The 24,589-nt window shown below is 57.9% G+C and carries 25 protein-coding genes; 12 read left to right on the forward strand and 13 right to left on the reverse strand.

Going from position 1 to position 24,589, the window contains the following annotated elements; translation table 11 throughout:
• Positions 1–68 precede the first annotated feature (68 nt).
• From lnt to hmpA, 8 genes are all read left to right on the forward strand, one after another.
• A complete protein-coding gene (lnt, locus tag ACW4YW_RS04460; RefSeq protein ID WP_457136457.1) occupies positions 69–1,562 on the forward strand; it encodes an apolipoprotein N-acyltransferase in 1,494 nt (497 codons plus the stop codon).
• A gap of 114 nt (positions 1,563–1,676) precedes the next feature.
• Positions 1,677–2,615, forward strand: a complete 939-nt coding sequence (gene glyQ / locus ACW4YW_RS04465) for a glycine--tRNA ligase subunit alpha (RefSeq protein WP_457136458.1) — start codon at positions 1,677–1,679, stop codon at positions 2,613–2,615.
• Positions 2,612–4,726 (forward strand): glycine--tRNA ligase subunit beta, encoded by a 2,115-nt coding sequence (glyS, locus tag ACW4YW_RS04470; protein ID WP_457136459.1) that lies wholly within the window; start codon positions 2,612–2,614, stop codon positions 4,724–4,726. Before glyQ ends, glyS begins: the two co-directional genes overlap by 4 nt.
• Before the next feature lie 29 nt (positions 4,727–4,755).
• Positions 4,756–5,310 carry a D-glycero-beta-D-manno-heptose 1,7-bisphosphate 7-phosphatase gene (gene gmhB / locus ACW4YW_RS04475; RefSeq protein WP_457136460.1) on the forward strand — a complete coding sequence of 185 codons (555 nt, stop codon included), beginning with the start codon at positions 4,756–4,758 and terminating at the stop codon, positions 5,308–5,310.
• A gap of 17 nt (positions 5,311–5,327) precedes the next feature.
• Positions 5,328–6,038, forward strand: a complete 711-nt coding sequence (locus tag ACW4YW_RS04480; RefSeq protein WP_457136461.1) for a lysophospholipid acyltransferase family protein — start codon at positions 5,328–5,330, stop codon at positions 6,036–6,038.
• Positions 6,038–6,748 (forward strand): M48 family metallopeptidase, encoded by a 711-nt coding sequence (locus ACW4YW_RS04485; protein ID WP_457136462.1) that lies wholly within the window; start codon positions 6,038–6,040, stop codon positions 6,746–6,748. Before ACW4YW_RS04480 ends, ACW4YW_RS04485 begins: the two co-directional genes overlap by 1 nt.
• A gap of 76 nt (positions 6,749–6,824) precedes the next feature.
• Positions 6,825–7,274: an RrF2 family transcriptional regulator gene (locus ACW4YW_RS04490; RefSeq protein WP_457136463.1), complete on the forward strand. Its 450-nt coding sequence runs from the start codon at positions 6,825–6,827 to the stop codon at positions 7,272–7,274.
• Positions 7,275–7,348: 74 nt separating this feature from the next.
• A complete protein-coding gene (gene hmpA, locus ACW4YW_RS04495; protein ID WP_457136464.1) occupies positions 7,349–8,557 on the forward strand; it encodes an NO-inducible flavohemoprotein in 1,209 nt (402 codons plus the stop codon).
• Between the two features lie 70 nt (positions 8,558–8,627).
• Here the strand turns inward: hmpA and ACW4YW_RS04500 are convergent, their stop codons facing one another.
• From ACW4YW_RS04500 to ACW4YW_RS04555, 12 genes are all read right to left on the reverse strand, one after another.
• On the reverse strand, positions 8,628–8,825 hold the full coding sequence (locus ACW4YW_RS04500) for a (2Fe-2S)-binding protein (protein WP_457136465.1): 198 nt from the start codon (positions 8,823–8,825) through the stop codon (positions 8,628–8,630).
• 155 nt (positions 8,826–8,980) lie between these two features.
• The gene (gene bfr / locus ACW4YW_RS04505) at positions 8,981–9,460 is read right to left on the reverse strand and encodes a bacterioferritin (RefSeq protein WP_457136504.1); all 480 of its coding nucleotides are present in this window, start codon (positions 9,458–9,460) and stop codon (positions 8,981–8,983) included.
• 13 nt (positions 9,461–9,473) lie between these two features.
• Complete coding sequence (bfr, locus tag ACW4YW_RS04510) at positions 9,474–9,959, reverse strand: bacterioferritin (protein WP_457136466.1); 486 nt, start codon at positions 9,957–9,959, stop codon at positions 9,474–9,476.
• A gap of 195 nt (positions 9,960–10,154) precedes the next feature.
• Positions 10,155–12,575: a heavy metal translocating P-type ATPase gene (locus ACW4YW_RS04515; RefSeq protein WP_457136467.1), complete on the reverse strand. Its 2,421-nt coding sequence runs from the start codon at positions 12,573–12,575 to the stop codon at positions 10,155–10,157.
• The gene (locus ACW4YW_RS04520) at positions 12,568–13,365 is read right to left on the reverse strand and encodes a FixH family protein (RefSeq protein ID WP_457136468.1); all 798 of its coding nucleotides are present in this window, start codon (positions 13,363–13,365) and stop codon (positions 12,568–12,570) included. The genes ACW4YW_RS04515 and ACW4YW_RS04520 overlap by 8 nt, the downstream gene beginning before the upstream one ends.
• A gap of 3 nt (positions 13,366–13,368) precedes the next feature.
• Complete coding sequence (gene ccoG / locus ACW4YW_RS04525; protein WP_457136469.1) at positions 13,369–14,805, reverse strand: cytochrome c oxidase accessory protein CcoG; 1,437 nt, start codon at positions 14,803–14,805, stop codon at positions 13,369–13,371.
• Positions 14,806–14,897: 92 nt separating this feature from the next.
• The gene (gene ccoP / locus ACW4YW_RS04530) at positions 14,898–15,836 is read right to left on the reverse strand and encodes a cytochrome-c oxidase, cbb3-type subunit III (protein ID WP_309564521.1); all 939 of its coding nucleotides are present in this window, start codon (positions 15,834–15,836) and stop codon (positions 14,898–14,900) included.
• Between the two features lie 13 nt (positions 15,837–15,849).
• A complete protein-coding gene (locus tag ACW4YW_RS04535) occupies positions 15,850–16,017 on the reverse strand; it encodes a cbb3-type cytochrome c oxidase subunit 3 (RefSeq protein ID WP_309564520.1) in 168 nt (55 codons plus the stop codon).
• A 12-nt stretch (positions 16,018–16,029) separates the two neighbouring features.
• A complete protein-coding gene (ccoO, locus tag ACW4YW_RS04540) occupies positions 16,030–16,764 on the reverse strand; it encodes a cytochrome-c oxidase, cbb3-type subunit II (protein ID WP_407995138.1) in 735 nt (244 codons plus the stop codon).
• 39 nt (positions 16,765–16,803) lie between these two features.
• A complete protein-coding gene (gene ccoN / locus ACW4YW_RS04545) occupies positions 16,804–18,261 on the reverse strand; it encodes a cytochrome-c oxidase, cbb3-type subunit I (protein WP_309564518.1) in 1,458 nt (485 codons plus the stop codon).
• 82 nt (positions 18,262–18,343) lie between these two features.
• Positions 18,344–18,919, reverse strand: a complete 576-nt coding sequence (locus ACW4YW_RS04550) for an SCO family protein (RefSeq protein ID WP_457136470.1) — start codon at positions 18,917–18,919, stop codon at positions 18,344–18,346.
• Positions 18,920–19,005: 86 nt separating this feature from the next.
• Positions 19,006–19,662, reverse strand: coding sequence for an OmpW/AlkL family protein (locus tag ACW4YW_RS04555; RefSeq protein WP_457136505.1), 657 nt, complete (start codon positions 19,660–19,662; stop codon positions 19,006–19,008).
• A gap of 262 nt (positions 19,663–19,924) precedes the next feature.
• Between ACW4YW_RS04555 and ACW4YW_RS04560 the strand changes: the two genes are divergently transcribed.
• Together ACW4YW_RS04560 and ACW4YW_RS04565 are read left to right on the forward strand one after the other, a co-directional pair.
• The gene (locus ACW4YW_RS04560) at positions 19,925–20,845 is read left to right on the forward strand and encodes a branched-chain amino acid transaminase (protein ID WP_309564515.1); all 921 of its coding nucleotides are present in this window, start codon (positions 19,925–19,927) and stop codon (positions 20,843–20,845) included.
• Between the two features lie 21 nt (positions 20,846–20,866).
• Positions 20,867–21,058, forward strand: a complete 192-nt coding sequence (locus tag ACW4YW_RS04565) for a zinc-finger domain-containing protein (RefSeq protein WP_309564514.1) — start codon at positions 20,867–20,869, stop codon at positions 21,056–21,058.
• 61 nt (positions 21,059–21,119) lie between these two features.
• On the opposite strand, the gene murI is transcribed toward ACW4YW_RS04565, so the two are convergent.
• The gene (gene murI / locus ACW4YW_RS04570) at positions 21,120–21,968 is read right to left on the reverse strand and encodes a glutamate racemase (protein WP_457136506.1); all 849 of its coding nucleotides are present in this window, start codon (positions 21,966–21,968) and stop codon (positions 21,120–21,122) included.
• Positions 21,969–22,075: 107 nt separating this feature from the next.
• On the opposite strand from murI, the gene ACW4YW_RS04575 reads away from it, so the two are divergent.
• Positions 22,076–22,624, forward strand: coding sequence for a cob(I)yrinic acid a,c-diamide adenosyltransferase (locus tag ACW4YW_RS04575; RefSeq protein WP_457136471.1), 549 nt, complete (start codon positions 22,076–22,078; stop codon positions 22,622–22,624).
• Positions 22,625–22,963: 339 nt separating this feature from the next.
• Positions 22,964–24,538 (forward strand): alginate export family protein, encoded by a 1,575-nt coding sequence (locus ACW4YW_RS04580; RefSeq protein ID WP_457136472.1) that lies wholly within the window; start codon positions 22,964–22,966, stop codon positions 24,536–24,538.
• Positions 24,539–24,589: the final 51 nt, after the last annotated feature.

Genomic DNA, 24,589 nt, shown 5'->3' on the forward strand with positions numbered 1-24,589 from the left:
ACCAGCCCGAGCCGCTATAATGCAATAAACACGCGATATCCGTCCAGTTTAATACCCCTGAGGCCCACTTGAAACTTCCGCGCTTGGGTTTACCCCACCTTGCCGCCCTGCTTGCCGGGGCATTCTGCGTCATCGGCTTTGCGCCCTTTTATTGGTATCCGGCCACGATAATGGGATTGGCCGGCCTGATCTACCTATGGCAGCAGTCGGAAACCCCGGCCCAGGCCTGGTGGTTGGGCCTGGCCTTCGGGCTTGGCTTGTTTGGCGTCGGCATTTACTGGATTTACATCAGCCTGCACGACTTTGGCGGCATGCCCGCTGGCATGGCCGTCTTCGCCACCTTCATGCTCAGCCTCTTCATGGCTCTGTTCCCGGCTGCCACCGGCTGGGGCGCGCGCGCACTTGGCAACCCCTGGCTGAGCATCCCGGTACTATGGGTATTGAGCGAATGGGTGCGCGGCTGGATATTCACCGGCTTCCCCTGGCTGTTGTCGGGCTATTCGCAAATCCCAGGCAGTCCGCTGGCCGGGTTCGCCCCGGTGCTCGGCATTCACGGCGTATCGCTCGCCACCGTCGTCAGCGCCAGCCTGCTCGCCGCCATGGCATTGCATTGGCGCCAGAGGGCCGTCTTGCGCCGCAGCGCGGCATTGCTGATCCTGCTATGGGTTGCCGGCGGTCTGTTGAAGCTGCCGCAATGGAGCACACCGGCGGGTGCGCCAGTTTCCGTCGCCTTGCTGCAGGGCAATATCACGCAGGACCTGAAATGGGAAAACCAGACATTGCGCGAAACGTTGCAGCGCTATCTGGACATGACGCTGCAGACCAAGGCGCAACTCATCATCCTGCCTGAGACCGCGTTCCCGCTGATCTCCAGCCAGTTGCCAGCCGATTACCTGCAACGCCTTGCTGACCATGCACGGAAAAATGGCGGCGACATTCTGATCGGCACGGTCGAGCATGAAAACGACCATTACTACAACAGCATGCTGAGCCTGGGCAGCTCGCCTGAGCAATCCTACAGAAAGACGCACCTGGTGCCCTTCGGCGAATTCATTCCGCTCAAGCAGGTGTTTGGCTGGGTCTACGAGAACTGGCTGGACATCCCGCTCACCGACATGTCTCGAGGCGGCTTCCAGCAACGTCCGATGCGGATCGCCGGACAAGCCGTCGCCATCAACATCTGCTACGAGGACGTGTTCGGCGAGGAAATCATCCTGCAGTTGCCCGCAGCCAACATCCTGGTGAACACCAGCAACGATGCCTGGTACGGGGAGTCGTTTGCCGCCTACCAGCATTTGCAGATTGCACAGGCCCGATCGATGGAAACCGCGCGCATGATGCTGCGCTCAACCAATACCGGCGCCACCGCCATCATCCGGGCAGACGGCACGCTGGCCGCCCATGCGCCGCATTTCGAGACCACCATCCTTGAAGGCGAAGTCCAAGGCTATCAGGGAACGACCCCTTATGTACGCTGGGGCAACTGGCCGGTCCTGATCCTGCTGTTCACCGCAGTCGGCCTTTTATGGCGCCGTCGCGCCCGGCCTTTTGCCGCGCGGTAAAAAGAAGTAAAATCAAGCCCTTTTGCACGCTGATGCATTGTGTGGTCCGCTACCGGCCATCACGCGATGCCGGCGTGCGGGCAAACCCAATCCAGACAAATAATTAATCACACCATGCTGACTTTTCAACAGATCATTCTGACCCTGCAGCAATATTGGGACAAACAAGGCTGTGCGCTGCTGCAACCTTACGACATGGAGGTCGGCGCAGGCACCTCGCATACCGCCACCTTCCTGCGAGCGCTCGGCCCCGAGCCCTGGAAGGCCGCCTACGTGCAGCCCAGCCGCCGCCCCAAGGACGGCCGCTACGGCGAGAACCCCAACCGCCTGCAGCACTATTACCAATTCCAGGTCGTGCTCAAGCCGGCACCCGACAATATCCTGGAACTCTACCTGGGCTCGCTGGAAGCCCTGGGCTTCGATCTGAAGAAAAACGACATCCGCTTCGTCGAGGACGACTGGGAAAACCCGACGCTGGGCGCTTGGGGCCTGGGTTGGGAAGTCTGGCTCAACGGCATGGAAGTCACGCAGTTCACCTACTTCCAGCAGGTGGGCGGCATCAACTGCCGTCCGATCACCGGCGAAATCACCTATGGCCTGGAACGTCTGGCGATGTATCTGCAAGGTGTGGAAAACGTCTACGACCTCGTCTATTCTAAGGGCATCAACGGCGCGCCCGACCTCAAGTACGGCGACGTATTCCACCAGAACGAGGTAGAGCAATCCACCTACAACTTCGAGCACAGCGACGCCGATTTCCTGTTCACCGCCTTCAACGCCCATGAAAAGAAGGCGCAGGAACTCATGGAGCATAAACTCGCCCTGCCCGCCTACGAGCAAGTGCTCAAGGCCGCGCATACATTCAACCTGCTCGACGCGCGCGGCGCGATTTCCGTCACCGAACGCGCCGCCTATATCGGCCGCATCCGCAACCTGGCGCGCGCCGTGGCCGCAAGCTATCTCGACAGCCGCGCCCGGCTTGGCTTCCCGATGGCGCCCAAGGCCTGGGCGGATGAAGTATTGGCAGAACTGGCAAAGAAAGCAGCAGCATGAGCAACCTACTCGTAGAATTATTCGTCGAAGAACTGCCGCCCAAGGCATTGAACAAGCTCGGCCAGGCGTTTTCCCAAACCCTGCTCGACAGCCTGAAGGCGCAAGGCCTCACCGCCGCAGACTCCAGCGTCGCCTCTTACGCCTCGCCGCGCCGCCTCGCCGCGCACATCCCCAATGTCGCCGCCAAGGCCGATGACAAGGCCGTCGCGCAGAAGCTCATGCCGGTCAGCGTAGGCCTGGATGCCGACGGCAACGCCACGCCCGCCTTGCTGAAAAAACTGACGGCGCTGGGCGTCGATGCCAGCGCCAATGCCAGCGTAATCGGCCAGCTCAAACGCGAGCATGACGGCAAGGCCGAAGTGCTGTTCCTCGACCTCACCGTCACAGGGGCAACACTGGCGGAAGGCTTGCAGAAAGCGCTGGATGAAGCCATCGCCAAGCTGCCCATTCCCAAGGTCATGACCTACCAGTTGCAGGACGGCTGGAGCAATGTCAACTTCGTGCGCCCCGCGCACGGCCTGGTCGCGCTGCATGGCAGCGAGGTTATCGCAATCAATACTTTGGGCCTGAATGCCGGCAACCAGACGCAAGGCCATCGCTTCGAGGCCACGCAGAACCCTATCGTGCTGCGCAATGCCGACAGCTATGCCGAACAATTGCAGCAGGACGGCGCGGTGATTCCCGGCTTCAAGGAACGCCGCGACGAAATCGCGCGCCAACTGGAAGCTGCCGCAAGCAAGCTCAAGCTGCGCCCGATCGAGGACGAGGCCCTTCTGGACGAAGTCACCGCCTTGGTCGAGCGCCCCAACGTGCTGGTCGGGCAATTTGAGCAGGAGTTCCTTGCCGTGCCGCAGGAGTGCCTGATCCTCACCATGAAGGCTAACCAGAAATACTTCCCGCTGCTGGATGCGCAAGGCAAGCTCACCAACCAGTTCCTCATCGTCTCCAACATCAGCCCGGCAGACCCGAGCGCCGTGATCGGCGGCAACGAGCGCGTGGTGCGCCCGCGCCTGGCCGACGCCAAGTTCTTCTTCGAGCAGGACCGCAAGAAAACCCTGGAGTCGCGCATTCCCGGCCTGGCCAAGGTGGTATACCACAACAAGCTGGGCTCGCAAGGCGAGCGCATCGCCCGCGTCAGCGCGATCGCCAACCTGGTTGCCACGGCCCTGGGCGACCAGACCCTGGCCGCACAAGCCTCGCAGGCCGCTCAACTGGCCAAGGCCGATCTCGTCACCGACATGGTCGGGGAGTTTCCCGAACTGCAAGGCATCATGGGACGCTACTATGCGCAGCACGAGGGACTGAGCGACGACATCGCCTATGCCATCGAGGACCACTACCGCCCGCGCTTCGCTGGCGACAAGCTGCCGCGCAACCGTATCGGCCTGGTGGTCGCGCTCGCCGACAAGCTGGAAACCCTGGCGGGCATGTTCAGCATCGGCGAAAAACCCACCGGCGAAAAAGACCCGTTCGCGCTGCGCCGCCATGCCATCGGCATCCTCCGCATCCTCACCGAGGGCGGCTTGTCATTGCCGCTCGACACCCTGCTTGAACAGACATTATCGGTATTCCAGCATGAGTTCGACCGTGGTGCGGCATTGCAGGCGCTGGAAGAGTTCATTTTCGACCGGCTGTCCGGCAGCCTGCGCGACCAGGGCTACAGCGTGCAGGAAGTTGACGCGGTGCTGGCACTGAAACCTCAGTTGCTCGGCGATATCGCCAAGCGGCTGGAAGCCGTGCGCGCTTTCGCCAGCCTGCCCGAAGCGGCCAGCCTGGCCGCCGCCAACAAGCGCGTCGGCAATATCCTCAAGAAGTCCGAAAGCGCGATCGAGAGCAATATCAACCCGGCACTGCTGCAGGAAGAGGCGGAAAAAGCATTGACGCAATCGCTGTCGCAAGTGCAGCCGCAGGCGCAACAGGCGTTTGCCGCCGGCGACTACACAGGCTCGCTCAAGGCATTGGCCGCGCTCAAGGCACCCGTGGACGCGTTTTTCGACCATGTGATGGTCAATGCCGACGACCCTGCATTGAAGGCCAACCGCCTCGCATTGCTGGCGAACCTGCACCAGGCCATGAACCAGGTAGCCGATTTGTCCAGGCTCGCGGCATAATAGCCATAACAGCCTGACCGGGAACCGCCATGAAACTTGTCATACTCGACCGCGACGGGGTAATCAACCAAGACAGCGCCCAGTTCATCAAGAGCCCTGATGAATGGAAACCGATCGAGGGCAGCCTGGAAGCCATTGCCCTGCTCAACCAGAACGGTTACCGGGTGGCATTGGCGACCAACCAGTCGGGCATTGGCCGTGGGCTGTTCGACATGGCCACCCTGAACGCTATCCACGACAAGATGCACAAGGCGCTCGCGCAGTTTGGTAGCCGCATCGATGCCCTGTTCTATTGCCCGCATGCGGCGGATGCGAACTGCAATTGCCGCAAACCCAAGCCAGGCATGATTGAAGAAATAAGCAAGCGCTTCAACATGGACCTCAAGGGCGTGCCCAGCGTGGGAGACTCGTTGCGCGACCTGCAGGCCAGCGCGGTATTCGGCGCACAGCCTATCCTGGTGCTCACGGGCAAGGGCGAGAAAACCCTGGCGGCCGGCGGCCTGCCGGAAAACACCTGGGTATGCGATAACCTGGCCGAGGCAGCGCGCCGCATCATCACTGAACTCGCTTCACAACCTGGCTGATCGAATTTGCTTAATCTATGATCTATATCCGCTCCTCCCTCTACATGCTGGGCATGTGGATTTTCACCCCGATATTCACCACGCTTTCCCTCCTCACCTTCCCCTTGCCGCGCAGGACGCGCTACATCCTGATCTCCGGCTGGGCCAGGAGCATGCTCTGGTGGCTGAAGCTGACCTGCGGCTTGCGCTATCGCGTCATCGGCAGGGAGAACATTCCCGACCATCCCAGCGTCCTCCTCTGCAAGCACCAGTCCGCATGGGAGACCCTGGCCTTGCAGCAGATTTTCCCGCCGCAGGTCTGGGTGCTGAAGCGCGAATTGCTGTGGATCCCGTTTTTCGGCTGGGGATTGGCATTGACCTCGCCGATCGCCATCAACCGCGCGGCGGGGCGCGAAGCCCTCAAGCAACTGGTCGCCAAGGGCAAGGAACGCCTCAAGCAGGGATTCTTTGTCGTGATCTTCCCCGAAGGCACCCGCGTCGCTCCCGGCACCCGCGGCAAATACCATATTGGCGGGGCATGGCTGGCCGCGCACACCAAGTCCACCGTCGTGCCCGTGGCGCACAATGCCGGCGAATACTGGGGCAAGAACTCCTTCCTCAAGCGTCCCGGCACGATCACGCTCAGCATAGGCAAGCCGATTGAAACCGCAGGCATCAAGGCCGATGAGCTCAACCAGCGGGTCGAGGACTGGATCGAGCAGGAAATGCTGCTGCTGGACCGCAAATAATGCAATACGTCCTGGCCCTGCCCAACGGGGAGCAAATCCCTTACCAGCTTGAGCGGCGGGCCAGGCGCACCATCGGCATGAAGATCACCGTGGATGGCCTGATCGTGCATGCGCCGCTGCGCATCCGCCATGCCGACCTCGAAGCCCTGTTGCGCAGCAAGGCACGCTGGATTACCACCAAGCTCAAGGCCAGGCAGGCGGTTATCGTTCCCGAATTCGAGTGGCGCGATGGCGCCGAACTGCAACTGCTGGGCCAGCCGCTGATCTTGAGGATCACATCATCGACGCGCAATAGCAGCCCCAAGCTCGAAGGCAATATGCTGAAACTCGCCGCCGCTGATATTCATGACCACGCCATGATTGCCCGCAAGGTGATCCAATGGCTGCAGAAGGAAGCCAGGATGGATTTCGCGCGGCGCCTGCCTATATTCGCGGCAAGGCTGGGAGAACCCACCCCCGCCCTGTTTCTTTCCAATGCCAAAACCCGCTGGGGCAGCTGCAACTCCAGGCGCGAAGTCCGCCTCAACTGGCGCCTGGTCCAGGCGCCGCCCGCGCTGATCAATTACGTCATTGCCCACGAGCTCGCGCACCTACGCGAGATGAACCACTCCGCCAGGTTCTGGGCAGTAGTGGCCAAGCTTTACCCCGACTACCCGGCCGCCGAGCAAGCCCTCAAGGCCTGTTCGCAGCAGCTCTACCGTCTCGGCTGAGCAGATTAGAGGATTTCCTGTCCTCAATCATTGCCAATTGTTGCATGTAAAAATAAACAATACTATACTGCCCGACATGCAGCTCACCAAATTCACCGATCTTGGCTTACGCGTATTGATGTACGTTTCCCAGCATGACCGCAACAAGCCCATTACCATCAGTGAAATCGCCACGCAGTTCAATATCCCGCGCAACCACCTGATCAAGGTCGTCACCTTCCTGAACAAGACCGGCTGGATTCAAACCACGCGCGGGCCGAATGGCGGGCTGAGGCTGGGCACGGACCCAGGCTCATTAAACCTGGGCCACGTGATCCGCGTACTGGAAGGCAGCGTGTCGCTGGTGAACTGCCAGGAGCCTCCCTGCCCGCTGGAAGGGCAATGCGGGCTCAGGCATGCGCTGGACCAGGGCCTGAATGCATTCTACGAATACATGGATACCTATACCTTGCAGGACGTGATCCACAACCGCACGGCCAATATCATCATCAAGCTGCAGCAAAGCCATCTGGCGGGAGTGCACTGAAATGCCCGCACCACACTGCCGCGCCTTTTTTTTGCAGTAATTGTTTCATTTTATATACAACATAAGGAGCCGATATGCTTTCTGCCGCAGCCCGTCCCTACATTGACGCCAGCGTTCCCGTCCTGAGGGAACACGGCCTAAAAATCACGCAAACCTTCTACCAGAACATGCTGGGCACCCACCCCGAGCTCAAGAACCTGTTCAATATGGGCAACCAGGCCAGCGGCATCCAGCAGCAGTCCTTGGCTTCTGCCGTCTTCGCCTATGCCGCCAACATCGATAATCCTGCCACCCTGGCGCCCGTGGTCAAGCGCATCGTGCACAAGCATGCCGCCGTCGGCATCAAGCCGGAGCACTACCCTATCGTCGGCACGCACCTGCTCGGCGCCATCAAGCAAGTATTGGGAGAGGCCGCCACCGATGAGCTGCTGGCAGCCTGGGGCGAGGCCTATTGGCTGCTGGCCGACCTCCTGATCGAGGAGGAAAAATCGCTGTATGCGAGCACCGCCAGCACGGCAGGCGCCTTGATGACGCTCAAGATCGCGCGCAAGGTATTCGAGTCAGAGCACATTGTCTCGTTTTACCTGCAGCACCCGGACGGGCGTAAACCAGGGGATTTCCTGCCCGGGCAATATATCAGCGTGGAAATGCAGTTCGAGCAAGGCAAGAGGCGCCAGCTCAGGCAATACAGCCTGTCGGACTCAAGCACGGCCCCATGGTGGCGCATCTCGGTGAAGCGCGAACAGGAGGCAGAAAAGCCGCAGGGCCTGGTTTCCAACTGGCTGCATGACGAAGTCAAGGTCGGCGACCTGATCCAGGCCACGCCTGCATTCGGCGATTTTGTGCTGGATACCGTCATCAGCGACCAGCCATTACTGCTTCTCTCGGCCGGCGTCGGCATTACCCCCATGCTGTCCATGCTGAACTCAGTGCGCGACCTCGCACCGCAGCGCCCGGTATTCTTCGCGCATGCGGCGCGCAGCCCGGCATGGCAAAGCCATAGCCTGGACCTGCAAGAAGCCAGGTATCGCATGCCCAACCTGGCAACCGCATTGTTCTATGAAAGCCTGGAAGGCGCACACGGCAGCATAGGCGGCGTATATCAAGGACAGATGGACATCACCGGCTTATGGCCGGCAGCGCTGCAGAATGCGGATATTTACCTGTGCGGACCGCTGGGCTTCATGCAAGCGCAACGCGAACAGCTATTGCAGGCAGGCGTCAACCCTAACCGCATCAAGCGCGAGGTATTTGGTCCAGACCTGCTGGATCATTTACTGTAAGCAAAGAAATAAACGGGAAATGCTGGCACCGGCGGGTAATATGCTCGCCGGCAATAGAAATAGAGTCTAATCAGGCAAAGCCGACCGGCATGGCGATGTCGTTTTCCTGGTGCGCCTCGCGCAAGCATTGCTTGGCGCAACTGGCACATTGGCCGCACTCGGTGGCCACGCCCAGATCGCGCCTCAAATCCTTGAGACTGCTGGCTCCTGCGCGCGCTGCCTGGAGAATTTGGCGATCAGTGATGGCCCGACAAACACAGACGTACATAGAACGATCGGTGGCTTTCTCTTGCTGAATCAAGATGCGTTAACAAACGATAACCATTATCGTTTTTAACTCACTGTCTTGTCAAGAGAAATTCCCGGCCAACATGTAATAAAAAACCGCAGGCAAGCTGCGGTTTTTTCTGGATGAAAGCCAGTTTAATCTGCGGCTTCCATATGGGCTTGCAGATAGTTGGGCAATGTCACGTCGGCAATCAGGCTGTGCTGGGTTTCCAGCCAATCGATCGCGGCCTCGCTTTTTTCCAGCAGTTCTTCCAGCAGGTCGCGGCTGACGTAATCCTGCAACTCCTCGCATAACGCGACCGCCTCCACCAGCAACGGTCGGTGAATTTCCCTTTCATACTTGAGGTCGCCCTGCAGGCATTCCACCACATTTTCACCGATCAGCAGCTTGCCCAGGTTCTGCAGGTTGGGCAGGCCGTCCAGGAACAGGATGCGTTCGATCAGCTCATCCGCCTCCTTCATTACGCGGATGGACTGCTTGTACTGGTAGTCGTTGAGCTTTTCCAGCCCCCAGTTGCGGAACATGCGGGCATGCAGGAAGTACTGGTTGATCGAGGTGAGCTCATTCTTCAATACCTTGTTGAGGATATCGATAATCTTTTTGTCGCCCTTCATCATATGCTCCTTATCAAACCGCAGGCTCAGACTTCATCTGGCTCTGCAAGTAGTTTTCCAGCCCAACCAAACCGATCAGGCGCAGCTGTTGCTCGATCCAGTAGGCATGGTCCATTTCGGTATCGTCGAGTTGCAGCAACAGCATGTCGCGTGTCACATAATCGCTGGCCTTTTCGCATTGCGCCATGGCAGCCTTGAGATCGGCTACGACCTTGTATTCCAGCGCCAGGTCCGACTTCAGCATCTCGGGCACGGTTTTCCCCGTCGTCAGCGCATGGCGCTTTTCCAGGTTCGGCTTGCCTTCCAGGAACAGGATACGCTGGATGATGGCGCGCGCGTGCTGGCGCTCATGGTCGGACTCATGCAGGGTTTTCTGCGCCAGTTGCCCCAGGCCGAAGTCGGCATACATTTCGCCATGGAGCAGGTATTGATCAACAGCTGTCAGCTCGCCTGCCAGCAGCTCGTTCAGGGTTTCGATGATTTTCTTATCGCCTTTCATAGCGCCTCCACGGATGATTTGTCCAATTGCACGCATCATACCCAATATCATCTGGAATGGATAGGAAAATATTTTTGTAAATTATTGATTTTTAATGATTTTATAAAGAAAAATACCAACAAGAATCATTCTTCGTACTACACGAGAACACGTCACTTTCGCGAAAAGAAATCGAAGGGGAAAAGTTGGAATGCGCTATCGCAGGCGCAAGGCGTTAAGTATGACGATGAGGGAGCTCACAGACATGCCGATCGCCGCCATCCATGGCGCAATCAGCCCCGTGGCGGCAAACGGCAATGCCACGGCGTTATAGACCAAGGCCCATGTGAAGTTCTGACGAACGATGCTGACGGTGAAGCGTCCCGTGGTGATGGCATGGTCGATCTCCTGCAGGTTTTCCCCAAGCAGCACAATATCTCCGGAGGCCCTCGCCATTTGCGTGCCATTGCCCATGGCGAACGATACTTGCGCCCCTGCCAGCACCGGGGCGTCGTTGATGCCGTCGCCGACCATGGCAACCACCTCTCCTCGCTGCTGCATCTCGCGCAAGGCGGCAAGCTTGCCCTCGGGGGTCAGGCCCGCCCGCCAGTCGTCGATACCGGCCACCGAGGCGAAATGCTGCACGCTGGATGCGGTATCACCGCTCAATATCGATACGGCAATGTTGCGCCTCTTGAGATTGCCTACCAGCGCCGTGACTTCCGGGCGCATCGTATCCGCCAATACAAATGCCGCCGTCACCTGCTGCGAATTGCTGAGCCATACGATGCTGGCCCCAGGCTCCAGGCCCGCTAACTCCGGGTATGCAACCTGAGAGTTGAGCGCCATATTGCCGATAAAGTAGCGTTCGCCGTCCACTTCGCCGCTGATGCCCTTGCCTGGCTGGTTATTTACGCCAACCACGCCGGAACGCTCGCCCGCGGGCACCATGTCGGTGAAGCTGCGTGCCAGCGGATGTTCCGAGGCCTGCTCCAGGCTTGCGGCAATGCGCAGCGACGCTTCAGCCTCGTATCCATGATAGGGAACGGTTGCAATAATGTGCGGACGGCCGATAGTCAGCGTGCCGGTCTTGTCGAACACCACATGCGTGACCTTGGCGAGGGACTCCAAGGCATGGCCGCGCGTCAGCAACACGCCCTGCCCGACCAGGTGCGAGCCAGCCGCTGCAAATGCCGCTGGCGCTGCCAGCGATAACGCGCACGGGCAACTCACCACCAGCACCGCGAGCACGATCTCAAAGCAGCGCTCCGGCGCGATCCACCACCAGGCCAGGCCAATCACCACGACGGCAATCAGCAGGATACTAGTGAAATACATGGCGACATGATCGGCCACCCTCGCCAGGCGCGGCTTCTCCGCCTGGGCGCGGTCCAGCAGACGCGCGATCCCCGCAATCACGGTCTGCTCGCCAAGGCCGGTCACCCTGACTTGCAGCGGACTTTCGTAATTGACGCTGCCAGCATAGACGTACGCCCCCGGCAGTTTGGCCACCGGGCGGCTTTCGCCGGTGAGCAATGCCTCATCGACCTGGCTTTCCCCTTCCGTCACGACGCCGTCGCCTGCAATGGCCTCGCCGGGTTTCACCAGCAAGGTATCGCCCACTTGCAGCTCGTGCAGCGGCACCATCTGAGGCTGCTGGTTATCATCCAGCCTGGTAGCCATCGGGGGAATCAGCCGGTGCAGGTTCTCCGCCGCTTCTACGGACTTCTCGCGTGCGTGGCGTTCGAGGTAGCGCGTGGCGAGCAGGAAGAAAATCAGCATGGTCAGGGTGTCGTAGTAGACAATGCCTTGCCCCTGGAATGTCACCCAGACGCTGCCGATGAAGCCGGTGATCAGGCCCAGGCTGATAGGCACGTCCATGCCCACCCTGCGATTGTCGATGCTGCGCCAGGCGGCTTGGTAGAACGGCCAGGCCGAATAGATCATCGCCGGGACGGTGATCACCAGGCTGAACCAGCGCAGCAGTTGCTCGGTGGCAGGCTCCAGCCCCTGTTCAGGGCCGGCATAGAATGCCACGGCCACCATCATCACCTGCGCTGCGGAAAGCCCCGCTATCGCCAGCCGGCGGAAATCCTGCCGCCGCTGCTGCTCGCGAACGGCTTCCTGTTGTTGAGCGCTGAAGGGATGGGCGTGATAGCCCAGCTTTCGGATTTCGGCCAGGATCTGGCTCAAGCGGATTTTGCTGTCATCCCAGCGCACTCGCGCACGATGGGAGGAATAATTGATCGAGGCGGACGCGACGCCGTCCAACTGCTGCAGGTGGCGCTCATTGAGCCAGATGCAGGCTGCACACGTGATCCCCTCGAGAATCAGCGAGGCCTCCAGCAAGTTTCCCGATTCATCGTGCACAAAGCTTTTCTGCACTTCGGGATGGTCGTACAGCTCAAGTTGGCGCAGTTCGTCCGGCACCAACTCCTCGGCTGTCTGGGGCAGCTCGGTACGGTGCCGGTAATAGTCCTCCAGCCCGTTCTCGACGATCGACTCGGCTACCGCCTGGCAGCCATGGCAGCACATCCGGCGGCGCTGCCCGAGAATGGCCGCGTGAAACTCGCTGCTAGCCGGCACCGGCAGGCCGCAATGGTAGCAAGACGCTTCCAGCGCCTGCGGACTATTCATCGCCGATGAACAGCGACTCCTGCTTGCGGTAGCGTTTGTCGCCCTGCTTGACCAATACTTCGGCAATCCATCGCCCCGAGTCGGGCAGGACGACATCGGCGCCATATTCCCCTTCGGCCTGTTCTTCCAGGGCGTAAATCTTGTCGTCGCGGCTATTCGCCATGCGCCAGAAATTGAGCGTCACCTCGGCCTGGGTGACGGCATTGCCATTCTCGTCGAGAATACGCGCCGCAATGCGCTTCGAGGTGCCTGGGTTAAGATCCTCGACTCCTTGCAGCTTGAGCTGCCACCCCAGGGCTTGCTGTTGTTGCAGCTGCTCGAGGTGCGGCTGGTAGCTCTTGTTGCGGTCATGCGGCATCACGCCTGGAAAAGCGGTGTGCACCCGCTGGTTGTCAGGATTGGGCAGGAAAAAGGATGTCAGGCCTTGCGGCAGTCCCCGGCCTGCTATGGAGAGCAGGATCGCATTGGAAATCACCAGGAAAATGAAAAAGCCGATGATGATCTTCGGGGCCCAATGCATGGATTGCTGCTTCTGCTTCATGCTGCCAAACACGCCGAGCAGGCCTGCATTGGCAAGGAACACCGCAAAGTGGATCGCCAGCACATCGCCGCCCGCCCAATGCTGGGTGCTGTAGACGATATACAGCAGGAACGGGATGGCGCCGCTCAATACGGCTGCCCAGAAGTTGGCTACCCGGGCGGCTCGCAGCAGAAAATAAAGCCCGATGGCGAAGATGAGGCCACCGAACAAGGTTTCGGCAATGGATAAAACGGGAATCAGCTTAAGCATGTATCAATGACTGTTGAAATTGGTCTTCACCACTACGGGCTCGGCGTCAGCGATGGTGGGGATGATCACAAACGAGAATTCTTTGGTATTACGCGCGATATCGCTGGCGAGGTCAACCTTGGCATTCAGGCTCAGGCTTTTGCCGGCACGCACGCGGATTTCCGGGATGTTGCCGAGGTCCAGCGCGCCGGCGGGAATGCCTTGTACTTTCAGCTCGTAGCGCTGTTCGTGCTCGGTCTTATTGGCGATATTGATCTGGTAGCGGTTGCGCACGCTGCCGTCGGAGAGCATGACGAACAAGGGCTGCCTGACCTGCTGCACGTTGGCCTCGGTATCGTTCCGGGTGCCGATGTTGTAGAACAACACCATCGTCGCCACCACCAGCGCCGAGGCATATCCCAGGACCTTGGGTCGCTTCCACTCCAGGCGCGGTTTGTGCGGAGCCGGGCTGGCGATATTCTGCTCGGAGTCATAGCGGATTAGGCCGCGCGGAGAGCCGATGGAATCCATGATGTTGTTGCATGCGTCGATGCACAGGCCGCAGGAAATACACTGGTATTGCAAGCCGTCGCGGATATCGATCCCGGTCGGGCAGACCTGGACGCAGAAGCCGCAATCGATACAATCGCCGTGGCCGGCCGCCTGGCGTTCCTCGCGGGTGCGCAACCCCTTGGCCGGCGCCTTGCGGCCGGCGGTGCCTTCCCCGCGCTTCACATCGTAGGCGACAGCTAGGGTATCTGGTTCATACATGACGCCCTGGAACCTGGCATACGGGCAGGCAAGCGTACAGATGTGCTCGCGCGACAAGCCGGCTGCGACATAGGTCGTGATGGTCAGCACCACTACGGTGATGTACCCGGCCTCCGCGGCCGTGCCAGCGAATAGCCGCGGCACGAAATCCGGCGCATAGGCGAAATAGCAGGCAAACGTCACCCCGGTCCAGAACGACACCAGCACCATCAAGCCATGCGAGCTGCCCATCTTGATGATCTTTTCGGCGTTCCAGGGCTGCTTAAGTAATCTCAGGCGTGCGGGCCGCTCCCCCTGGATCATGCGCTCGATCATGATGAAAAGGTCGGTCCACAGGGTCTGGAAGCAGAAATAGCCGCACCATGCCCGGCCGATCAGGCCCGTGGTGAAGAACAGCAACGCGGCTGCGATGAACAGCAGCATTGCGAGCCAGAAGATATCCTGGGGGTAGACAACCAGGTTGAAGATGAAGAAGCGGCGCGATTCCAGGTCGAACAATACAGCCTGGCTCGCAGCGGTATTGCGCTCCCATGGCATCCACGGCAACAGGAAATAGACGGAGTAGGCGATCACCATCACCGCAGTCTTGAAAGTGCGGAACTTGCCTTTTACCGAACGCGTGACAATCGGGATTTGCCGGTTTAGAAGCGGGGATTTTTTAGTAGTGCTGGCCGAACTGGTTGCTTCCATAACGCTGGTGATACACCACCCCTCTAAAAATGCAACTGCTCTAGAAATAAAGGCCCACGCAACCGTGAGCCTTTATTCAACATCGATGCGGTTTAGCGACCGCCGCCCAGTGTGTCATGTACATAGACAGTCAGGAGCTTGATTTGTTCTGGCTTCAACCGTTCCTCCCAAGCAGGCATCACGCCGCTGTTCATCCCGCCGGCGATGATACGCTTCACTTCGGCAACCTTAGCTTCCTGCCCAGTCTTGCCGCCGACATCCGCCCAAAGCCATATCTTATCGGTCAGGTCGGCAGAACCCATTGCCGTATTGCCCTTGGCATCCGGACCATGGCATGTAAAGCATATCCCGGCACCGCTGAACAATGTCTTGCCTTGCGTAGCCAGGGCGGCATCATGCGGCTCGCCGGACAAGCTTAATACATAGTGTGCAAGCTGGGTGATTTGATCGTCTTCCAGGCTGTCCTTGAACGGAGGCATCACGCCATTGCGGCCGCCTTCGATCGTCGCGTGGATCTGCTCGTAGGTACCGCCGAACTGCCAATGGTCATCGGTCAAGTTAGGGGCCATGCCGATCTTGCCTTGACCGCCTGCCTGGTGGCACGCCGCGCAGTTGTCGGAAAACAGGGTCTTGCCCGCGGAATTCACGAACTGCATCAGCTCGGCATCCTTGGAGACGTCCTCGAATGACATCGCAGCCACCTTGTCGAACCATTGCTTCTGGTCGGCCTGATGCTCGTTCATTTCACGCATGTACTTGGCACGCATGTTCCAATGGGAGGTCTTTTCCACTTCCTTGCCGTCTGCAGTCGTCGCAGTGTAGGTAATGGTATGCAGCCCGGGAACACCCTTGGTGAACTTGTCGCCGATCGGCCAAGCCGGGTACAGCAGCCAGTAGACCACGGTGAAGATGAATGTGATGTAAAACCCCCAGATCCACCAGGTGGGCAACGGGTTGGTATATTCCTCAATACCGTCCCAGCTATGGCCCGTGGTCTTTGGTGTTGTCGTCGTAGCCTTATCCTGACTCATAATGCTTTCCTAACTAGATTTCGTCATCTTGCAGCGGAATATTCTTGTGGCTTTCCAGCCTTTCGCCGCGCTTTTTGCTTCCGAAGACATAGAACAGGATGCCGCAGAACACGAGGAAGAAAATCAACAAAGACAAAGGCTTAGTATTTTCAAAGCGAGTGAACCAGAGCAGCCATTCCATCGTCTTTACTCCTTAGCGGAATTTGACGAAATAATCGTCATCATATTTCTTGAAATCAACCATGGTGCCCAGCACCTGCAAATAGGCCACCAGCGCGTCCATTTCGGTGATATTGCTCGGGTCAGTATCGTAGTTGCCCGACTGCGCCTGGGCGGCCAGGTTCTTGTCCGCATCAGGAATGTGCAGTTGCTTGGCAATATCCTCGCCGAACTCTTTCACATTGCGCTCGAACTCCGCCTGGCTGTTGGAATACGGCACTCCGACACGACGCAGGGCCAGCAAGCGGTCCTTGATGTCGTCGTACTTGAGCTCGGTAGTTGCCAGCCATGGGTAGTTAGGCATCACGGATTCCGGCACCAGGGAGCGCGGCGCGATCAAGTGCTGGGTATGCCAATTGTTGGAGTACTTGCCGCCCACGCGCGCCAAGTCAGGACCGGTACGCTTGGAACCCCACTGGAACGGATGGTCGTACTTGGACTCGGCAGCCAGGGAATAGTGGCCATAGCGCAATGCTTCGTCACGGAAGGGACGGATCATCTGCGAGTGGCATAGATAGCAGCCTTCACGGGTATAAATATCGCGGCCGCGCTGCTCCAGCGGTGTGTAGGGACGCACGCCTTCGACCTTTTCCACTGTTTCCTTGATGAAAAACAGTGGAATGATCTCAACCATACCGCCGGCACTGATTGCCAGCATGGTGAACACCAGCAGTATGCCTAGGTTGCGCTCAATTTTGTCATGCTTCATGAATAACTCCAGTAACTCGTCTTTACAATCAAGCGCCGATTAGGCTGCCGCCACATTGAGGCCGGCATGGGCCTCGGTGCTGCCTTGGCGGATGGTCTTGTACATGTTGTAGCACATGAGAATCATGCCCGCGAGGAAGAATGCCCCGCCCGCAGCACGCATGACGTAGAACGGATGCGCAGCAGCAACAGACTCGACGAAGGAATACTGCAGGTTGCCGAAGTCATCGAAAGCGCGCCACATCAGACCCTGCATGATGCCCGAGATCCACATGGCGGTGATGTAGAGCAGGACGCCGATTGTCGCGAGCCAGAAGTGGACGTTGATCAGGCGCAGGCTGTACATCTGGGTGTTCCAGATACGCGGCACCAGGTGGTACATACTGCCGAAGGTGATCATGGCAACCCAGCCCAGCGCACCGGAGTGGACGTGGCCTACAGTCCAGTCGGTATAGTGGGACAGCGCATTCACATCCTTCAGGGACATCATCGGGCCTTCAAAGGTGGACATGCCGTAGAAGGACAACGCAACGATCAGGAAGCGGATCACCGGGTCCGTACGTAGCTTGTCCCAGGCGCCAGACAAGGTCATGATGCCGTTGATCATGCCGCCCCAGGATGGCAGCAACAGCATGATGGAGAAGGTGGCGGCCAGTGTGCCGGTCCAGTCAGGCAATGCAGTCCAGTGCAAGTGGTGCGCACCCGCCCACATGTAGAGGAAGATAATCGCCCAGAAGTGCAGGATGGACAGGCGGTAGGAGTACACCGGGCGGCCGGCTTGCTTTGGAACGAAGTAGTACATCATGCCGAGGAAGGCTGCGGTCAGGAAGAAGCCCACAGCATTGTGGCCGTACCACCACTGGGTCATCGCATCCTGAGTGCCGGAGAACAGGCTGTAGGACTCCAGAGAGAACAGCTTAACGGGCACTTGCAGGTTATTGAAGATATGCAGCAGGGCCGTTGCGAGGATAAAGGCAAGGTAGAACCAGTTGGCAACGTAGATGTGCGGCTGCTTGCGCTTGAGCAAGGTGCCGACATAGATGCCCAGGTAAGCCACCCATACGAAGAGGATCAGCAGGTCGACCGGCCAGGTCATCTCTGCATATTCGCGTGCCTGCGTATAGCCGAACATGTATCCGAGCGCAGAAAGCGCCACCGCGGCCTGCCAGCCCCAGAAGGTGAAATTGGCCAGCCCCTCGCCCCCGAATAGGCGGGCCTGACAGGTACGCTGTACAACATAGTATGAGGTTGCGAACAGGGCGCTGCCGCCGAAACCGAAGATCACGCCACTGGTATGCACAGGGCGCAGGCGGCCGAATGTGATGTACGGGCTATCGAAATTCAGGAACGGAAAGGCCAGTTCAGAGGCGATATACACGCCGACGAACATACCAATCGCACCCCAGATCAAGGTCATGATGGCGAATTTGCGAATAATATCGTAGTTATATTGTTCGCTAGCACCAACACCAGCAGACGCAATGCTTGCCGTTGCCATGGTCGCACTCCTCATCTAAAAGTCTAATTTATAAAAATCGCAAAATTATATTCTTTATCCAAGCCCTTGGACAAGAAAAACCCTAATAAAATTGGGTAATATCATGCGCCAGTTGTTCCGGCGTCTCGTCATGCCGCAAATAGGCACGCACTTTTCCTTTACGGTCAACCACATACACGCCGGTACTGTGATCGACGGTATAAGCATCCCCGTCTTCCGCCGGCCGCTTGGCGTATACCACTTTGTAATTCTTCGCGACCCGCTTCAACTGCTCCGGCGTTCCGTTCAAACCGATAAAACGCGCATCGAAGAATGGAACATATTGCGCCAGCACTTCTCGCGTATCCCGCTCTGGGTCTACGCTGACAAACAACACTTGTACGTCCTGTGCCTTGTCGCCCATCAGCTTCATGGCGTTTGCCATGGACAGCATGGTGGTCGGACACACATCCGGGCAATGCGTATAGCCGAAAAACAACACCACGACCTTGCCCTTGAAGTCTTCCAGGCGCCGCACCTGGCCTTGATGGTCAGTCAGGGTAAAAGCGCCTTCCAACTCCCTGTCGCTGATATCAACGCCGTATAGTTCCAGCTCCTGCTTCCCCGGCCCGCATGCAACCAAGGAGAAAACCAGGAAAATCCACAACCATCTCAACATACATCCACCCGTGTCCAACAATCCAAACTAGGATTATCGGCCACTAGGTGGTTTATGCCAAACCGCAGCCCGTGGCTGCCAGGCAATTAGAAGCGCTTGCCGAAACCAAAACCGATGACCCATGGATTGATGTCCAGGCTATCGATCTTGGGGCCGTTCTTGAGCTTGACGTCGGTATCGATCCATAGGTATTTGACGTCAGCGTTGAGCAACCAGCCATCCTTGAGGTTGATATCGAAGCCGGCTTGCAGCGCAGGGCCCCAGCTGTTGCGCTCGACGCGAATATCACCCACTTGGTTGGAGTGCAGGCCGTTATCCATAAAACGGGTATAGTTCACGCCGGCACCGACATAAGGGTCGAATGTCTGGTCAGGACGAAAGTGCCATTGTGCTGTCAATGTCGGCGGCAGCAGGTTGACGGAACCCAGGTTTTCGCTTGCCACGCCATTGGCGCCCTTGATGCTGACATCATGGCGGGTACCCAAGGCAAGGATCAACTCCAGCGCAATGTTCTTGGTCACATAGTAGGAAATATCCAACTCGGGAATCACTTGGTCGTTGACTTCCAGCTTGGAACCAGCGCCAGCGCCCAGCAGGGCATTGGTGTAATTTCCCAGCTTGCTGTCTTCATTCGGGCTCACATTCACCGCGCGCGCACGGATCACCCAGTCGCCAGCCTCGGCCATCGCAGCGGCAGGAACCATCAACGCACAAGCCAGCAACACACTTTGCTTCAGTTTCATCATATCTCTCACTTTATTATTGACTACAAAACAGGACACCATGAAACCATTCTACCCCCATTAACCATAATTTAAAAGTGGTTAATATCCGATCAAATTAGTCAACTTATTTAGGCTCCATATTATTTGCTTGATCTCCGCGTAGATCCATTGCCAGGTACCGCCTTCTCACCAACAATTTTGAGAAAACCAGCTATTCAAATACAAGGCCTTGCGCGTACAATGGAAGTTTTTGACAGCACTTGGTAACGGAGAAGCAAAGATGTCGATGGCCGACCGCGATGGTCTGATTTGGTATGACGGAAAAATGGTACCTTGGCGTGATGCCACTACGCATGTACTGACCCATACATTGCACTACGGCATGGGCGTATTTGAAGGCGTGCGCGCCTACAAAACGGACAAGGGCACTGCGATTTTCCGCTTGCAGGAACACACTGACCGCCTGTTCCGCTCCGCCCATATCCTGGGCATGAAAATGCCATTTGACAAGGCGACCCTGCTGGAAGCGCAAAAAGCCGCCATCCGCGAAAACAATCTCGAGTCGGGCTACATGCGCCCAATGGCGTTCTATGGCGCCGAGGCCATGGGCATCTCCGCCAAGACGCTTTCCACCCACGTGATCGTGGCGGCCTGGAAATGGGGCGCCTACATGGGCGACGAGGCGATCAAGCACGGCATCCGCGTCAAGACTTCCTCGTTTGCGCGCCATCACGTCAATATCCACATGTGCAAGGCAAAAGCCAACGGCAACTACATGAACTCGATCCTGGCCCACCAGGAAGCTGCTCAGGACGGCTATGACGAAGCCCTGCTGCTGGATGTCGACGGTTTCGTCGCCGAAGGCTCAGGTGAGAACATCTTCATCATCCGCAACAACAAGATCTACACGCCTGACCTCACCAGCGCGCTGGAAGGCATTACGCGCGACACCGTAGTCCAGCTTGCTACGGAATTCGGTTACCAGATCATCGAAAAACGCATCACCCGTGATGAAGTCTATTCTGCAGACGAGGCTTTCTTCACCGGTACCGCAGCCGAAGTCACCCCGATCCGCGAACTGGACAATCGCGCCATCGGCGCCGGTACGCGCGGCCCGATCACCGAGAAGCTGCAATCCAAGTATTTCGACGTGGTGCACGGCCGCTCCCCTGAGCATATCGGCTGGCTGACACTGGTATAACACAGCGCAAGAGGACACGACATGGCAACCGACACCAAGGAAATCGAAGTCACTGCGAAAGACCTGCCCCTGCACTGCCCCACCGACGAGGTAGCGCTGTGGTGCTCGCATCCGCGCGTTTTTCTTGATATCGCTGCCACGGGCCATGTCGCTTGCCCTTACTGCGGCACCAAGTATCGATTGAAAGCCGGCGAAACCGTCGCACACCATTAAACAATAAAGCCGGACTTGTCCGGCTTTATTGTTTCCATGCCTTAAATTGATACAGCGATGCTCACAGTAAACTGAGTGATTGCCCGCCTATCGCCTCGACTTCTATATCGCCGCCATGCAATAAGCGGATCAGCTGTTTTGCATTACCTGCAGGGCTGTTGGTCCAGGCTCTGACGGTATCTGGCATCCCTGAGGCGGCCAGCAACCCTGCCTCTTCCAGGCGGTGGCGAACCTGTCTCGCCACCGCTTCTCCTGTATCGATGAGCACGACATCCGGCCCGGCAATCTCGGCGATAAGGGATTTGGCAAAAGGGTAATGCGTGCATCCCAACACAATCGTGTCGGCTCCCGCCTCTATTAATGGGGCGACATACTCCGCCACCAGCGCACGGGTGGCTTCACCATCCAAGTCTCCACGCTCTATGCATTCGACCAGACCCAAGCAAGCCTGGGTCACCACCCTGATATTCTTCCCGTAATGCGCAAGCAAGGCGGCAAATTGCGCGCTCTTCAATGTTCCGGTCGTAGCCAGCACCCCCACAACCCCACTACGCGTTGCAGCCGCGGCAGGCTTGACTGCCGGCTCCATCCCGATGATGGGGATATCCAGCTCACTCCTGAGAGTCTGGATCGCAGCCGCTGTGGCCGTATTGCACGCGACGACGATCGCCTTGGCTCCATGCCCAATCAAAAACCGGGAAATCTCCCTGGATCGCTCAATGATGAAAGCCTGCGACTTGGGACCATATGGCGCGTTCAGGGAATCCGCGAAATAAAGCAGGTGCTCGCCAGGAAGCTGCTCACGGATATGCCGCAGCACGGACAGCCCGCCCACGCCGGAGTCGAATACGCCAATGGCCGGAATGACACTGGGGCTTTCAGGTGAATGAATTGATGAATGGGCCACGATAGACAGAAGAAATAAGAACCCAGGCAGTTTACCCAAGCGCTGGCTTGCGAGCCAGCATGCGCATTGCTTTACAATGCGCCTTATGCACGCGACAAGGATAAGCGACCATGGGCAACCGCCTGAGCAAAATATATACACGTACGGGTGACGATGGCACCACCGGCCTCGGCGACGGCAGCCGGATAGAAAAGGACAGCTTGCGTGTAGAGGCCATGGGCTGCGTGGATGAGCTCAATGCCGCGCTGGGGGTATTGCTGGCCGAACCGCTGCCACTCCAAGTAAGCCAAGCCCTGACGCAGATTCAGCATGACCTGTTCGACCTGGGAGGCGAAATTTCCATTCCCGGCTACCGGCTTTTGCAAGCGAGCCGTGTGGCAGCGCTGGAACAAACCCTGGACTCGCTCAACGTCCAACTTGCCCCGCTCAAGGAGTTTATCCTCCCCGGCGGCACACGTGCTGCAGCATTATGCCACCTCGGCCGCACCATATGCCGCCGTGCGGAACGGGTACTGCTTTCCCTGCACCGCCAGCAAGCCACCAGCGATGCCGCCTTGCCTTACCTGAACCGCCTGTCGGACTTATTGTTCGTCATGGCGCGCCACCTTAACCATGCGGCGGGCGAAGCGGATGTATTGTGGCAGCACCGGCGCACATAGCCTGTATATTAAGGATTCATATAAAAATAGATTCAAAAAGTATTTTTAACTATTAATAACTATTGCTAAAGTGCGGGCTATCAATTCATTGAGTTTTTAAAGAACCCCTACATCATGTCGATATTAGCCTTGGAATTTACATTAGGTCTTATCCGTGAGCAGGGGACCGCTTGCCTGGTTCTCCAGGCGGCACAACGTAGTCATATCCCAGCGTCTCGTTGTCCTGTTTAAACACCCCTAACACCTACTGTATCACCAGCGGTTGAATATCAACACTTGTTCACAAACAAGGTTCGCTTGCCAGTCAACTGGAAGCAACAAACATCAGGGAGATTTATCTTGATCAAGAAAACTGGGCTTATCCAGCTATTGATTGCCAGCGGCATCGCACTCACGGCCGGACTCACTTATGCAGCCGAAGAAGCTGCGAACGCTCCTCTGACAGCAGAGGAACTCGATCAACAAGAACGCATCAAGGCGCGCAAGGCGGAAATTGCCGCCGAGGCGGCACTCGCGAAAAAAGCGGAAAAAGGCTACTGGGTTGCTCCGCGCGCCTATGGCACGCAGCGCGAAAGCGAGCCCCCTAGATTCACCAAGCCGATCAACCAGACCTGGCTCAAGGAATATACCGACATCGACTGGCTGGACGTCGGCGCCGACTACCGGTTCCGTTATGAAAACCGGGAAAATGACTTCCGCCGCGGAGTCAATGTGACGGACGAACCATTCCTGCTTCGCTCTCGCATCTACCTTGCAGTACGCAACAAATTTGATCCTTTGAGATTCACGCTTGAACTGGAAGACGATCGCCGCAACCATAGCCATTTCGCCCGCGACAACCGGGATGTCGACCTGGCTGAGCCAATCCAGCTATATGGCGAGCTGTTCTTCAAGGATGGACTGGGCAAGGACGATCTCGGGAACGACCGCCCCATCAGCATCAAGGCCGGCCGCATGGCGTTCGAGCAGCTTGACCGCCGCCTGATCGCCCGTAACGAATGGCGCAACACGACCAATACATTCCAGGGCGTGCGTGCCACTTTCGGCCAGCACAAGAACGACTGGGAGCTGGACCTGTTTGCGTTGCAGCCTATCGTGCGCTTCACCGAGCAGCTCAACCAGCGCGACAAGGCCCAATGGTTCTATGGTGCCGTCTTCGATTGGCGCAAGTGGTCCGATATCGTGACGCTGTCCCCATCCTACTTTTACCTCAAGCAGGATGGCGATGAAGTCAAATACAATGCCTCCGGCGCCAGGATCACTAATATCAACGACTTCAAGGACCGGGAAATCCACACTGCCGGGCTGCGCGGTTATGGCGTAGTCGGCAAGACCGGCTTCGACTACGACGTCAGCTACTACCGCCAATGGGGCGAGGAAGACGTGACGCCGACCACCAAGCGCGACCATCGCGCCTACTCCTACATCGCTGAAGTCGGCTATACCGCCGACCATGCCTGGAAACCGCGCTTCAGCGCCAATTATGGCGTAGCGAGCGGCAACAAGGCCTCCACCACCGGCACCCAGGAACGCTTCGACCGCCTGTTCGGCTTTGCGCGCCCATGGTCGAGCAATGATTACATCCAGATGGAAAACATCAATGCCACCAAGATTCGCGCCGAGTTCACCCCATATACCGGCGTCAATATTGACACCGGCTACAGCTGGTACAAGCTGGATAGCGCAACCGACCGCTGGGGTGCGGGCAACAACCTGGTCAACACCGGCACCAACCAAGACAGGGATCTTGGCGAGGAATGGGATATTCGCGTCAGATTCCCGATTGTGAAGCAGGTCACTGGCAATGTGGGTTATGCCTACTTCAAGGGCGGTGACTTCGTGAAGAACAATACGGGAGACCGCAAGGACACCTCCAACTTCTTCTATGTCGAGTTGACGGTCAGCGCCTTCTAGTTCGCCTTTTTCTGTATACCTCCATTTTCAACCGGGATCGCCATGGGCTTT

It is taken from the genome of Methylobacillus pratensis (assembly GCF_054072455.1).

Coding starts and splice junctions, on each gene's coding strand:
- glyQ (WP_457136458.1), top strand. CDS start 1,677: ATGCTGACTTTTCAACAGATCATTCTGACCCTGCAGCAATATTGGGAC.
- ACW4YW_RS04575 (WP_457136471.1), top strand. CDS start 22,076: ATGGGCAACCGCCTGAGCAAAATATATACACGTACGGGTGACGATGGC.
- ccoP (WP_309564521.1), bottom strand. CDS start 15,836: ATGAGTCAGGATAAGGCTACGACGACAACACCAAAGACCACGGGCCAT.
- ACW4YW_RS04515 (WP_457136467.1), bottom strand. CDS start 12,575: ATGAATAGTCCGCAGGCGCTGGAAGCGTCTTGCTACCATTGCGGCCTG.
- ccoG (WP_457136469.1), bottom strand. CDS start 14,805: ATGGAAGCAACCAGTTCGGCCAGCACTACTAAAAAATCCCCGCTTCTA.
- ACW4YW_RS04565 (WP_309564514.1), top strand. CDS start 20,867: ATGGCAACCGACACCAAGGAAATCGAAGTCACTGCGAAAGACCTGCCC.
- ACW4YW_RS04490 (WP_457136463.1), top strand. CDS start 6,825: ATGCAGCTCACCAAATTCACCGATCTTGGCTTACGCGTATTGATGTAC.
- ACW4YW_RS04555 (WP_457136505.1), bottom strand. CDS start 19,662: ATGAAACTGAAGCAAAGTGTGTTGCTGGCTTGTGCGTTGATGGTTCCT.
- bfr (WP_457136504.1), bottom strand. CDS start 9,460: ATGAAGGGCGACAAAAAGATTATCGATATCCTCAACAAGGTATTGAAG.
- ACW4YW_RS04500 (WP_457136465.1), bottom strand. CDS start 8,825: ATGTACGTCTGTGTTTGTCGGGCCATCACTGATCGCCAAATTCTCCAG.
- hmpA (WP_457136464.1), top strand. CDS start 7,349: ATGCTTTCTGCCGCAGCCCGTCCCTACATTGACGCCAGCGTTCCCGTC.
- ACW4YW_RS04535 (WP_309564520.1), bottom strand. CDS start 16,017: ATGGAATGGCTGCTCTGGTTCACTCGCTTTGAAAATACTAAGCCTTTG.
- gmhB (WP_457136460.1), top strand. CDS start 4,756: ATGAAACTTGTCATACTCGACCGCGACGGGGTAATCAACCAAGACAGC.
- ACW4YW_RS04480 (WP_457136461.1), top strand. CDS start 5,328: ATGATCTATATCCGCTCCTCCCTCTACATGCTGGGCATGTGGATTTTC.
- bfr (WP_457136466.1), bottom strand. CDS start 9,959: ATGAAAGGCGATAAGAAAATCATCGAAACCCTGAACGAGCTGCTGGCA.
- ACW4YW_RS04520 (WP_457136468.1), bottom strand. CDS start 13,365: ATGCTTAAGCTGATTCCCGTTTTATCCATTGCCGAAACCTTGTTCGGT.
- ccoN (WP_309564518.1), bottom strand. CDS start 18,261: ATGGCAACGGCAAGCATTGCGTCTGCTGGTGTTGGTGCTAGCGAACAA.
- ACW4YW_RS04550 (WP_457136470.1), bottom strand. CDS start 18,919: ATGTTGAGATGGTTGTGGATTTTCCTGGTTTTCTCCTTGGTTGCATGC.
- ACW4YW_RS04560 (WP_309564515.1), top strand. CDS start 19,925: ATGTCGATGGCCGACCGCGATGGTCTGATTTGGTATGACGGAAAAATG.
- ccoO (WP_407995138.1), bottom strand. CDS start 16,764: ATGAAGCATGACAAAATTGAGCGCAACCTAGGCATACTGCTGGTGTTC.
- ACW4YW_RS04485 (WP_457136462.1), top strand. CDS start 6,038: ATGCAATACGTCCTGGCCCTGCCCAACGGGGAGCAAATCCCTTACCAG.
- glyS (WP_457136459.1), top strand. CDS start 2,612: ATGAGCAACCTACTCGTAGAATTATTCGTCGAAGAACTGCCGCCCAAG.